The organism is Lentibacillus amyloliquefaciens (assembly GCF_001307805.1).
Lineage (GTDB): Bacteria > Bacillota > Bacilli > Bacillales > Amphibacillaceae > Lentibacillus > Lentibacillus amyloliquefaciens.
In genome coordinates this window covers 1,119,527-1,132,100 of the sequence record NZ_CP013862.1, presented here as the reverse complement: position 1 = coordinate 1,132,100, position 12,574 = coordinate 1,119,527, and the positions used below count along the sequence as shown (strand labels likewise).

The 12,574-nt window shown below is 41.8% G+C and carries 11 protein-coding genes and 1 pseudogene; all 12 read left to right on the top strand.

Annotation, left to right across the window (positions count from 1 at the left end; genetic code table 11):
* The first annotated feature begins 9 nt into the window (after window positions 1-9).
* The 12 genes and pseudogenes from hemW to AOX59_RS05605 all read left to right on the top strand — a co-directional run bounded on the left by hemW (window position 10) and on the right by AOX59_RS05605 (window position 12,553).
* Complete coding sequence (hemW, locus tag AOX59_RS05660) at window positions 10-1,170, top strand: radical SAM family heme chaperone HemW (protein ID WP_068443047.1); 1,161 nt, start codon at window positions 10-12, stop codon at window positions 1,168-1,170.
* Window positions 1,171-1,246: 76 nt separating this feature from the next.
* On the top strand, window positions 1,247-2,266 hold the full coding sequence (gene hrcA, locus AOX59_RS05655; RefSeq protein ID WP_068443043.1) for a heat-inducible transcriptional repressor HrcA: 1,020 nt from the start codon (window positions 1,247-1,249) through the stop codon (window positions 2,264-2,266).
* A 173-nt stretch (window positions 2,267-2,439) separates the two neighbouring features.
* Entirely contained in the window at window positions 2,440-3,021 is a 582-nt protein-coding gene (gene grpE, locus AOX59_RS05650) for a nucleotide exchange factor GrpE (RefSeq protein WP_068443040.1), read from the top strand.
* A gap of 30 nt (window positions 3,022-3,051) precedes the next feature.
* Window positions 3,052-4,893 (top strand): molecular chaperone DnaK, encoded by a 1,842-nt coding sequence (gene dnaK / locus AOX59_RS05645; protein WP_068443038.1) that lies wholly within the window; start codon window positions 3,052-3,054, stop codon window positions 4,891-4,893.
* A gap of 290 nt (window positions 4,894-5,183) precedes the next feature.
* Entirely contained in the window at window positions 5,184-6,302 is a 1,119-nt protein-coding gene (gene dnaJ, locus AOX59_RS05640) for a molecular chaperone DnaJ (RefSeq protein WP_068443035.1), read from the top strand.
* Between the two features lie 70 nt (window positions 6,303-6,372).
* Window positions 6,373-7,326, top strand: a complete 954-nt coding sequence (gene prmA, locus AOX59_RS05635) for a 50S ribosomal protein L11 methyltransferase (protein ID WP_068443032.1) — start codon at window positions 6,373-6,375, stop codon at window positions 7,324-7,326.
* 2 nt (window positions 7,327-7,328) lie between these two features.
* Window positions 7,329-8,084: a 16S rRNA (uracil(1498)-N(3))-methyltransferase gene (locus AOX59_RS05630; protein ID WP_068443027.1), complete on the top strand. Its 756-nt coding sequence runs from the start codon at window positions 7,329-7,331 to the stop codon at window positions 8,082-8,084.
* 3 nt (window positions 8,085-8,087) lie between these two features.
* Window positions 8,088-9,439, top strand: a pseudogene (gene mtaB, locus AOX59_RS05625) (tRNA (N(6)-L-threonylcarbamoyladenosine(37)-C(2))-methylthiotransferase MtaB).
* Between the two features lie 147 nt (window positions 9,440-9,586).
* Complete coding sequence (gene deoC, locus AOX59_RS05620; protein WP_068443025.1) at window positions 9,587-10,258, top strand: deoxyribose-phosphate aldolase; 672 nt, start codon at window positions 9,587-9,589, stop codon at window positions 10,256-10,258.
* Between the two features lie 151 nt (window positions 10,259-10,409).
* Window positions 10,410-10,583 (top strand): 30S ribosomal protein S21, encoded by a 174-nt coding sequence (rpsU, locus tag AOX59_RS05615; protein ID WP_068443022.1) that lies wholly within the window; start codon window positions 10,410-10,412, stop codon window positions 10,581-10,583.
* A 14-nt stretch (window positions 10,584-10,597) separates the two neighbouring features.
* Window positions 10,598-11,044, top strand: a complete 447-nt coding sequence (locus AOX59_RS05610; RefSeq protein ID WP_068443020.1) for a GatB/YqeY domain-containing protein — start codon at window positions 10,598-10,600, stop codon at window positions 11,042-11,044.
* Between the two features lie 237 nt (window positions 11,045-11,281).
* Window positions 11,282-12,553: an NfeD family protein gene (locus AOX59_RS05605; RefSeq protein WP_068448159.1), complete on the top strand. Its 1,272-nt coding sequence runs from the start codon at window positions 11,282-11,284 to the stop codon at window positions 12,551-12,553.
* Window positions 12,554-12,574 lie beyond the last annotated feature (21 nt).

The window sequence follows — 12,574 nt, the reverse complement described above, 5'->3', positions numbered from 1 at the left end:
GAGATAATAATGGAAGCCCAATCGGTTTATATTCATATTCCATTTTGTCAGCAAATTTGTCATTACTGTGATTTCACGAAGTTTTTCTATGATGAGAAACTGGCAACGGAATATATTGAAGCACTCAAAAACGAAATACATTCAAAAGTTCCTGGCACGGAAAATCACGTTAATACGATTTTTATCGGCGGTGGCACGCCGACAGCTTTAAATTTGGAACAGTTGCGTTCATTGCTGCAGCTGATTGATGTGAAATTTGATGTCGCGCATTGTTCTGAGTTTACGATCGAGGCCAACCCCGGCGACTTTGATGAGGAGAAAATAAAACTGCTTAAAGCTTATGGCGTCAACCGAATTTCTTTAGGTGTTCAAGTGTTTGATGATGCCATACTTGAGGAGATCGGCCGCCTGCATAAGGTAAAAGATGTTTATCGCACAATTGACCTGCTCCAGAAAAACGATTTTAAAAATATAAGCATTGATCTGATTTATGCACTGCCTCATCAGACAGCGGAGCATTTCAGGCGTTCGTTAAATGAGGCTGTCTCATTCAATTTGCCGCATTATTCCACATATGCGCTGCAGATTGAACCAAAAACAGTTTTTTATCAGCGGTATCATAAAGGAAAACTCCATCGTCCTCCACAAGAGGAAGAAGTTGAAATGTACGAAATCTTGCAAGACACGATGCGAGCAAAAGGGCTGAGACAGTATGAAATCAGCAACTTTGCCAGACCCGGCAAAGAAAGCCGCCACAATATGGTTTACTGGAAAAATCAGCACTACTATGGATTTGGCGCAGGAGCTCACGGTTACTTGCCGGGCAAAAGGACCGGCAACATTCGCCCGTTGCCGGCATATATAAAAAAAGCGAAAGACGACGGCAATCCGGTTCTGAATACTGAGGAAATCGGTTTAAAAGAAATGATTGAAGAGGAAATGTTTCTGGGCCTGCGGAAGATGGACGGTGTCAACGTAAAACATTTTACGGATAAGTATGGTTTTTCTTTCGAGAAATTGTATGAAGACGAAATTTCTTATTTGGTCAAAAAAGGCTGGCTGAAAGAAAACGGCAATAATATACAATTGACTAATCAGGGTATTCTGTTTGGAAATGAGGTGTTTGAGCAATTTTTATTGGAAGAAGATGACCTGATGCTTGTCCGTTGACAAAAAAATAAGGATTTGATAATTTATGAATAGCATTAGCACTCGGGAAAGTTGAGTGCTAACAGAGGTGATCATCATGTTAACGGAAAGACAGTTGCTGGTCCTGCAAGTCATAATTGATGATTTCATCGAGTCGGCACAACCTGTGGGCTCGCGCTCTATTGCCAAGAAAGATAATATTATGCACAGCTCAGCCACTGTGCGCAATGAAATGGCTGATTTGGAGGAAATGGGTTTCCTTGAGAAAACTCATTCTTCTTCCGGCCGTATACCTTCAGAAAAAGGTTACAGGTATTATGTTGATAATTTAGTTACACCTCAGGATGTGGAAAGCAATGTCCGTATTATCCGCAGTATAATGCAAGAAGGTCTGTTTGAGTTTGAGCAGATTGTTCAAAGTTCTGCCGAAATACTTTCTGAGATAACCAATTATACATCGATTATTTTGGGTCCTGAAGTTTTCGAGACTAAATTAAAACAGCTGCAGATTATATCCCTTACACCGCATACAGCTGTGGCTATATTAGTCACCAACACGGGTCATGTGGAGCACCGGTCGTTTTCTGTACCTGATGAAATTAATGCGTCAGACTTGGAAAAAATGGTTAACATTTTAAATGACCGTTTATATGGGGTGCCGATTTTCAAATTGCATGAAAAACTTAATACTGAAATCGTCTCTCTGCTCGATAAATATGTGACGGATTCTGAGACATCATATGATTATCTGAAGGGGGCATTTTTCAGTGAGAACCCGGTAAAGTTGTATTTTGGCGGCAAAACGAACCTTTTAATGCAGCCTGAATTCAACGATATTGACAAGGTCCGTTCATTTTACGCCATGATTGAAGAGAAGGATGAAATAGCCAAATTGTTGAAAGATGCTTCTGACGGTATCAAGGTTTCAATCGGACATGAAAACAAAGTCGATGCTATTAAAGACTGCAGTCTGATTACGGCTACCTATGATTTGAACCGGGAACATTTTGGCACCATCGCTCTGATTGGTCCAACGCGAATGGAGTACAAGAAAGTTATTGCTCTCTTGAATGCTTTATCAACTGAAATGACAAATGTTCTATATGAATGGTATTGAAACGTTCAGGATTGGAAGGAAATTGGATCAAAGGCCGTGTTTTTCATTTGCAAATTGCATCAGCTTAAGCGGGCTTGACGTCCAGTCAAGTTTTCTAATGTTAAATGATTTATCAATGGCATGAATCATGTTATAGTCTATCTTGGCGATTTTTGATATAGGAGGTGGCAGAAATGGCAGAGGAAAAACAGGAACACCAAACGACTGAAGACAAAGATCAGGAAGAAGTCATCACAGAAGTACTCGATGCTGATGATCAGGATCAGTCGGAAGAGTCCGATTCACATGATACTGAGAGTAATTCGCTTGAATCTGAGGTTGAACAGCTGAAACAGGAAAGAGATGACATGCAGCAACGCGTACTGCGAATACAGGCAGAATTCGATAATTTTAAAAAACGCTCGCAAAAAGAAAAAGAACAAGAGCGAAAATATAAATCTGAAGACTTTGTCAAGGAGTTATTGCCTGCTCTTGATAATTTTGAAAGGGCGTTGCAGGTAGAGGTTACCGACGAGACGAAAAGCTTTGTGGATGGTGTATCAATGGTTTATAACCAAATCAAAGAAGCACTGAAATCGCAAGGTGTAGAAGAAATAGAATCTGTCGGTCAGCCGTTTGACCCGAATATCCATCATGCAGTCATGCAGGTGGAAGATAAAGAGGCTGACTCAGAAACAGTCACAGAAGAATTACAAAAAGGCTATTATTTGAAAGACCGTGTTATACGGCCGGCAATGGTTAAAGTAAATAAGTAAAAGCTAGTGTAGTGAAGGAGGAACTTGATTATGGGAAAAATAATTGGTATTGACTTAGGTACAACAAATTCATGTGTTGCAGTAATGGAAGGCGGTGAATCGGTTGTCATCCCAAACCCTGAAGGGAACAGGACAGCACCGTCGGTTGTTGCATTCAAAAATGGTGAGCGCCAGGTAGGTGAAGTGGCGAAACGCCAGGCGATCACTAACCCAAATACTATCCAGTCAATTAAACGTCATATGGGAACAGACTACAAAGTTGAAATTGATGGTAAAGAATATACGCCTCAGGAAGTTTCAGCCATTATTCTTCAGTACCTTAAATCCTATGCTGAAGATTATTTGGGAGATACTGTTGAAAAAGCGGTTATTACAGTGCCGGCATATTTTAATGATGCTGAACGTCAGGCTACTAAAGATGCAGGTAAAATTGCCGGACTCGAAGTTGAGCGTATCATCAACGAACCAACTGCAGCATCATTGGCATATGGTATCGATAAGGACGATCAGGACCAGACAATTCTGGTATATGACTTAGGCGGCGGAACGTTTGACGTTTCCATCCTTGATATTGGCGACGGCACATTTGAAGTTATTTCAACCGCCGGTAATAATCGTCTGGGCGGCGATGACTTTGATGAAGTGATTATGGATCACATGGTCAAAGAATTTAAAAAAGAAAATGGAATTGATTTGTCACAAGATAAAATGGCAAAACAGCGTTTGAAAGATGCTGCTGAAAAAGCTAAAAAAGATCTTTCCGGTGTAAGCCAAACGCAAATTTCATTGCCGTTTATTACAGCAGGAGAAAACGGTCCTTTACACCTTGAAATGAATATGACACGCGCTAAATTTGAGGAGCTTTCATCAGATCTTGTTGAACGTACAATGGAGCCAACTCGTAAAGCATTGAGTGATGCAGGGATGTCTGCAAAAGAAATTCATAAAGTTATCCTTGTTGGCGGTTCAACACGGATTCCGGCTGTTCAGGAAGCGATCAAACGTGAAACAGGCAAAGACCCTTCAAAAGGCGTTAACCCTGATGAAGTTGTTGCTTTGGGCGCAGCTATCCAGGGCGGTGTTCTGCAAGGTGACGTTAAAGACGTCGTACTGCTTGATGTTACGCCATTATCCTTGGGCATTGAAACAATGGGCAGTGTCACAACCAAGCTGATTGAACGGAATACAACCATTCCAACAAGCCATTCACAGGTGTTTTCAACTGCAGCGGATAACCAAACAGCTGTTGATATCCATGTTCTGCAAGGTGAACGCGAAATGGCTTCAGATAACAAAACGCTTGGACGTTTCCAACTGACTGACATTCCGCCTGCGCCACGCGGCATACCGCAAATTGAAGTGTCATTTGACATTGATGCCAATGGTATCGTTAATGTCAGTGCAAAAGACAAAGGTACAAACAAAGAACAATCCATCACGATTAAATCATCTTCCGGCCTATCAGATGAAGAAGTTGATCAGATGGTTAAAGATGCCGAAGAAAATGCTGAAGAAGATCAGAAACGACGGGAAGAAGCAGATTTGCGCAATGAAGCTGAACAGCTCGTCTTCACAACTGATAAGACCATCAAAGACCTCGGCGAGAATGTAACTGATGAAGAAAAACAACAAGCCGAAGAAGCTAAAGAAGAATTACAAACAGCCATTGAATCTGATGATCTTGACCAAATCAGAGAAAAGAAAGACGCATTGCAGGAACAAGTACAGCAGCTTTCTGTTAAAATGTATGAACAAATGGCCCAAGAACAGCAGGCTGAAGAGGAACAGCAAGGTGAAAGCCAAGGTTCTGATGATGATGTAGAAGACGCCGACTATAAAGAAGTAGACGATGATGAAGAAGATAAAAAATAACATTCTATAGGTGATAAAGGGAGTTCGGTTAAGAAGGCCACTCAACCCAATGCCGAACCAATCTGTACCCTTTAGGTATGGTCAAAGTCAGGACTCTCTTGACTTTGACTTTTTTCTAGGGTTAAAAATATGGGCGATAGACTTCATTCACATGCGCACATGTTGCTGCAGCGGGGTTGTAATCGCCTCAGATTGCAAAGCAATGACAGAGACTGTTTCTTGGTTGCTATCATTATACAGCTAATGATATGATAAAATGTATGCAAAAGTGTCGGGAGAGTGATTCACAAGTGAGTAAGCGCGACTATTATGAAGTGCTGGGAATAGAAAAAGGCGCTTCAAAAGATGAAATAAAGAAAGCATACCGCAAACTGGCGAGAAAATATCATCCGGACGTCAGCGAAGAGGAGAACGCAGCCGATAAATTTAAGGAAGCGAAAGAAGCCTATGAAGTATTGAGCGACGACCAAAAAAGGACTCAATATGATCAATTCGGTCATGCAGGCGCACAAGGTCAAGGCGGCTTTGGCGGTGCACAGGACTTCGGTGACTTCGGCGGTTTTGGAGATATATTTGATATGTTCTTCGGCGGTGGTCGCCGTCGTGATCCAAATGCACCTCAGCAAGGTGCTGATTTGCAATATACGATGACACTGGACTTTGAAGAAGCCATTTTTGGAAAAGAAGCAGATGTTAATATTCCAAAAGAAGAAAATTGTGACACATGCAGCGGTTCGGGTGCCAAACCTGGCACAAAAACAGAAACATGTTCCCACTGCCAGGGTTCAGGTCAATTAAATACGGAACAAAACACACCATTTGGCCGGGTTGTCAATCGCCGTGTATGTCACCATTGTAACGGCACCGGCAAGATTATTCCGGAAAAATGCAATACGTGCGGTGGTGCTGGCAAAGTGAAGAGAAATAAAAGCATTCACATTTCCATCCCTAAAGGTATTGACGAAGGTCATCAAATAAGAGTTGCAGGCAAAGGTGAGCCAGGTATCAATGGCGGTCCTCCGGGTGACTTATTTGTTGTCATTCAAGTACGTTCACATGAATTTTATGAACGTGAAGGCGACCATATCTACTGCGAATTGCCGGTAACATATGCTCAAGCTGCTCTGGGAGATGAAGTTGAAGTGCCGACTGTGCATGGAAAAGTTATGCTCACAATCCCTGCAAGCACGCAAACAGGAAAAGTTTTCCGATTAAAAGGAAAAGGCGCTCCCAACGTGCGTGGTTATGGTTACGGCGATCAGCATGTACAAATCAAAGTTATAACACCAAGCAGCCTTACGGAACGTCAAAAAGAACTACTGCGGGAATTCAATGAAATTGGCGGCAATGAGTCGACTGACGAACAAGGGTCATTGTTCCAGCGATTTAAAAATGCTTTTAAAAGTTAAAACTATAGGTGCTGTACCCCAGCACCTTTTACATAATTTTTATTCCATCCAAGAAACGAGTGGGTAAAATATGAACTGGACTGAAATACGAATACATACGACAAACGAAGCTGTGGAGCCTATCTCCAATGTGCTGCATGAAAAAGGTGCTAGCGGTGTTGTGATTGAAGACCCAGTTGATTTAAAAAAAGAAAGACGTCCACAATTTGGTGAAATTTACGATTTGGATCCGAACGAATACCCTGATGAGGGGGTCTTTATCAAAACATATTTACCCTCAAACAAGATGCTTGATGAGAAGATTAATGAGATGAAAAATGCCATTGATTATTTGCGAAATTTTGGTATTGATGTCGGGAAAAATGAGATAGAGCTGAATAAATTAAAAGAAGAAGACTGGGCTACAGCCTGGAAAAAATATTATAAGCCTGTTAAAATTTCAGAAAAAATTATCATATTGCCAACCTGGGAAAAATATAAACCGAAAGCAGATGAAGTCATTATTGAACTTGACCCGGGGATGGCGTTTGGGACCGGGACTCATCCGACAACGGTCTTGAGTATTCAGGCGATCGAACAATACATAAAGAAAGACGATAAGGTTATTGATGTCGGTTGCGGATCCGGAGTGTTAAGCATTGCTGCAGGTTTATTGGACGCCAAAGAAGTTCATGCATTTGATTTGGATGACGTTGCGGTTAAAAGCACAAAAACAAACTGTGAATTAAATCGTTTGGAAGATAAAGTTAAGGTTAAGCAAAACGACTTGCTGACCGATATCGATATGCAGGCCGATCTCATTGTTTCCAACATTCTGGCTGAAATTATTGTCACGTTTGTTTCTGATGCCTGGAAAAGCTTGAAACCAAATGGTTATTTCATTACCTCAGGCATTATTAAGAAAAAAGAACAAATGGTGAAAGAAGAGCTTCAGCAAACAGGTTTTCATATTATTGAAGTGAATGAAAAGGAAGACTGGGTAGCCATTGTGGCAAAAAAAATCGAAAAAGAAAGTGGTGCCTGAATTTGCAGCGGTATTTTATTCCGGAAGAAAACTGGGAAGAAGATGAAGTGACCATAGCAAATGATGATGCACATCATATCAGCCGTGTCATGCGTTCACAACCGGATGATAAAATTATATGCAACCATCCACGTGGTCAAGCGGCAATTTGTGACATATCGGAAATCACAGGTGATCATGTTCGTGCTGTCATCAGTGAATGGCTTGATGAAACAGCTGAATTACCACTAGAAATAACCATCGCTCAAGGCTTGCCAAAAAGTGATAAAATGGATTTAGTACTTAAAAAAGGAACAGAACTCGGAGCGTATGCATTCATCCCTGTTCAGACAGATCGCTCAGTTGTCTCCTGGGACGATAAAAAAATGGAAAAGAAAATGAACCGGTATAGAAAAATTGCAAAAGAAGCAAGCGAACAAAGTCATCGCAATAAAATCCCGCATATTCAGCCGCTCACTGTCTTGAATGGATTGGTAAATGAAAGCGATTCATATGAGTTCAAGCTGTTCGCCTACGAAGAAGAAGCAAAAACTGAAAAATTCCAGTCATTTGGCAAAATTGTCAACAACATGGCACCGGACGACCGCGTACTGATAGTCATTGGCCCGGAAGGCGGATTTTCGCCTCAGGAAGCAGATTTGCTAAAGCAGAATGATTTCTTGCCAGTGAGACTGGGGCCGCGCATTTTGCGTACTGAAACTGCCGCGATGTACGCATTGGCAAGTATCTCTTATCAATTTGAAGAATTGGGGTGTTAGGTAATGCCAACAGTAGCTTTTCATACCTTAGGCTGTAAAGTGAATCATTACGAAACGGAAGGAATTTGGAATATATTTAAAGACAATGGTTATGAACGAGTGGATTTTGACCGTCAGTCTGATGTATATGTTATTAATACGTGTACAGTAACCAACACCGGTGATAAGAAAAGCAGACAGTCATCCGCCGTGCTGTCCGTAAAAACCCTGATGCTGTCATTTGCGTGACAGGCTGCTACGCGCAGACATCACCCGGCGAAATCATGGAGATCGACGGTGTTGATGTCATTGTGGGAACCCAGAACAGGAAAAAAATGATTGACTACATTGAAGAACATCAACAGACGCGTGAACCGGTTAATGGTGTATCAAATATCATGAAAAACCGCGTATTTGAAGAGATGGACGTTCCTGAATTTACCGACCGGACACGTGCATCATTGAAAATTCAGGAAGGGTGCAATAATTTCTGCACATTTTGTATAATTCCATGGTCCAGAGGCCTTCTGCGTTCGAGAGATCCGGAAAATGTCATTAAACAAGCCCAAAATCTGGTGGATGCCGGCTATAAAGAGATTGTACTGACCGGAATTCATACGGCAGGTTACGGGGAAGACATGAAAGACTATAATTTTGCCAAATTGCTCCAGCAGCTGGAGACAGAAGTTAAAGGATTGAAACGAATTCGCATTTCATCAATTGAAGCCAGTCAGATTACGGATGAAGTTATTGATGTGCTTGATAAGTCTAAAAAAATCGTACGCCATTTGCATATTCCGCTGCAGGCAGGTTCGGACAGTGTACTGCAGCGCATGCGCCGAAAATATTCTGCAGCGTACTATAAACAAAAAGTGGATAAAATTCGCCAAGCATTGCCTGGACTTGCCATTACATCGGATGTGATTGTTGGTTTTCCGGGTGAAACTGAAGAAGAATTTATGGAAACGTATAATTTTGTAAAAGAGGTCGGATACTCTGAGCTTCATGTATTCCCATTCTCCAGACGGACAGGCACGCCAGCTGCCCGCATGAACGAACAAGTTGAAAACGAGGTTAAACACGAGCGCGTTAATCGCATGATCGAACTGTCAGACCAGCTGGCTAAGGCGTATGCTTCGGAGTATGAAGATGAAGTCCTGGAAGTCATACCTGAGGAACATGTTAAAGATGCTGATACAAACATGCTTCAAGGATATACAGACAATTACTTGAAAGTGCGGTTCAACGGTTCGCAAGACTTAATCGGTCAAATCGTACGTGTGAAAATAAATCAATCCGGTTATCCTTATAATAAAGCGACCTTTGTACGTGCCATGGACAATGCGCCAGACGAGAAGGTCGAGATATCATCCTAATTCCCGGCTCAGCCCGGGAATTTTCGCTCTCTTTGTTGTTTGAAAATCTCATTATGGCCAGATCTTATTTTAACGGATGAATTTATGATGAAGACATGCTATGATGGCACAAGAGGTACGAACAACTAAACTTAGGAGGAAAATAAAATGAGTCAAGAACTGGCAAAATATATTGACCATACGCAATTGAAACCAGATACAACGAAAGAAAAAATAACCGAGATTATTAATGAAGCTCGTGAAAATAAGTTCGCTTCGGTCTGTGTCAACTCATACTGGGTACCGTATTGTTATGAGAACCTGAAAGATACTGAGGTAAAAGTATGTACCGTAATTGGCTTCCCATTGGGTGCTATGTCTACAGAGGCTAAAGTTTTCGAGACTGAACAAGCCATTAAAGACGGTGCGACAGAAGCAGATATGGTCATCAATGTCGGTGAGTTGAAATCAGGCAATGACAAAAATGTACAAGATGATATCAAAGCAGTTGTTGATGCTGCCAAGGGCCGTGCGCTGACAAAAGTGATTATTGAAACATCCTTGCTGAATCAGGATGAAAAAGTTCGCGCCTGCCAGCTGGCAAAAGCAGCAGGAGCAGATTTCGTCAAAACATCCACAGGCTTTTCAGGCGGTGGTGCTGCTGTGGAAGATATCAAATTAATGCGTGAAACAGTTGGCAGTGATATGGGTGTGAAGGCATCCGGCGGTATCCGTGATCTGAAGTCAACGAATGAGATGATTGAAGCCGGTGCAACTCGAATTGGTGCAAGCGCTGGTGTGGATATTATCGCAGGTAACACAGGCAACACTGATTATTAATAGATAACTAAAATTTGTCATATTACTAATATTTAAGTTGACCCGTTATGACGGTTGTACTATAATAACAACAGACATGTCATATTTATATTACTTATACATGTCTTTGCTCTTATTTATTGTTTTGTGCTTCGGAGGGAGGGAAATTAGCATGTCAAATTCAACTCGCGTTCGTAAAAACGAGTCTCTTGAAGATGCTCTTCGTCGCTTTAAACGTAACGTATCCAAGAATGGAACTTTGCAGGAATACCGCAAACGTGAACATTATGAAAAACCAAGCGAACGGCGCAAGAAAAAGTCTGAAGCTGCCAGAAAACGCAAGTAAGAAGGTGCAAGTAAATGGCATTAGTTGAACAGCTTAACCGGGATATGAAGCAAGCTATGAAAAACAAAGAAAAAGATAGACTTGCTGTCATACGCATGGTAAAAGCTTCAATGCAAAATGAGTCCATAAAACTTGGCAATAAAAATCTTTCGGAAGACGAGGAATTAACTGTACTATCAAAAGAATTGAAGCAAAGGAAAGATTCCCTCCAAGAGTTTAAAGAAGCTGGTCGTGATGACCTTGTTGATAAGCTTGAAACCGAAATTGATATTATTGAGTCATATATGCCCCGGCAGCTTACAGATGAAGAGCTGGAGCAGGTGGTTAAGGCCACCATCAGAGAAGTAAATGCATCTTCCAAACAGGATATGGGCAAAGTTATGAGCACTATTATGCCCAAAGTCAAAGGGAAAGCTGATGGTGCCCGGATTAATAAATTGGTCCAAAAACATTTAAGCTAGATTTAAAGGTCTTGTCATTTCGGCAAGGCCTTTTAAATTGACCTGATTAGTGATGCCCAAATAGAGAATTATCATCTTTTTGCTTGGTATGTTACGATTTATATAACAAAATGAAACCTTTTATAATGTACATACGTAAAATTAATTACCGGATTTCGGAAAGGGGGGTGCAGTTTGAACGCTGACAGATGCAGACGTCTTGGTCTTATTGGTCTTGTATTTGCTGTCACACTGACAATGATCACTGCGGTTTCTTCTGTTCATGCTAATGAAAATGGCAGCGAACAACTCGTCTATGTGATACCGATTGAAAATGAAGTGGAGAAGGGACTTGAGGCATTTCTAACCCGAACTGCCGAAGAAGCTGAGGCTAAAAATGCTGATCACATTATATTTGAAATAGATACCCCGGGCGGTGCTGTGGCAGCCGCCGAACAAATCGGTGAGTTGTTTCAAGGGTTGGAGACCGAAACAACCTCATTCATTGTAAATCGGGCACTGTCAGCAGGATCTTATATGGCATTAAATACCGATAATATTTACATGAAACCCCAAGCGACAATGGGAGCAAGCGGTGTTATCAATCAAGACGGTACAGCTGCCGATGAAAAAGCGCAATCAGCATGGCTGTCTGCGATGAAAAGCGCAGCCGAATCAAAAGGAAGAGACCCGCAATATGCTGCTGCTATGGCAGATCCGAGTATTGATATGCCGGAATATGCAGCTGGTGAAGGTGAGTATTTAACGCTGGGACCAAGTTCGGCCGAAGAAGTCGGCTATTCCAATGGTACAGTTGAAAGCCGCCAAGCACTTTTAGCAGAATTGGGGTTAGAGGATGCAACCGTCACTGAAGCTGAGTTAACAATCTCCGAGCATATAGCCCGCTTCATTACAAATCCGGTCGTGGTGCCGATACTTCTCTCCCTTGCTAGTCTTGGTATCATGATGGAATTGTTTTCGCCAGGTTTTGGTCTCCCTGGTATAATAGGAGGCATAAGTCTCATACTTTTCTTCTACGGCCATGTAGTTGCAGGACTTGCCGGAATGGAAGCAATCATATTACTACTACTGGGTATTGGTTTAATCGTGGCAGAATTCTTTCTGCCGGGCGGAATTGCAGGTTTAATAGGTGTTGCGGCTATTATCGGATCACTTATTATGTCCGGCCAGGATATAGGGCATATGGCTATGAGCATTAGTATAGCAGTTCTTGTGATGATTATTGCTGCTTTTGTGCTGTTCAAAACGATGGGTGGGGGCAGAAGCGTCTTCAGGCGTATGGTGTTAACAGACCAAACGTCATCTGAGTTGGGTTATGTCTCGCAGGAAAACCGCCTGGAATTAATCGGCTTGGAAGGCAAAACAATGACGCCGCTGCGCCCTTCAGGCAGTGCCTTATTCGGCAGTGAACGACTGGATGTTGTAACAGAGGGAGGTTTCATAGAAAAAGATAAATTGGTAAAAATCGTTAAAGTAGAAGGTGTTCGCATAGTCGTAAGGGAAATTTAAATCAATCAATAACAGGGAGGA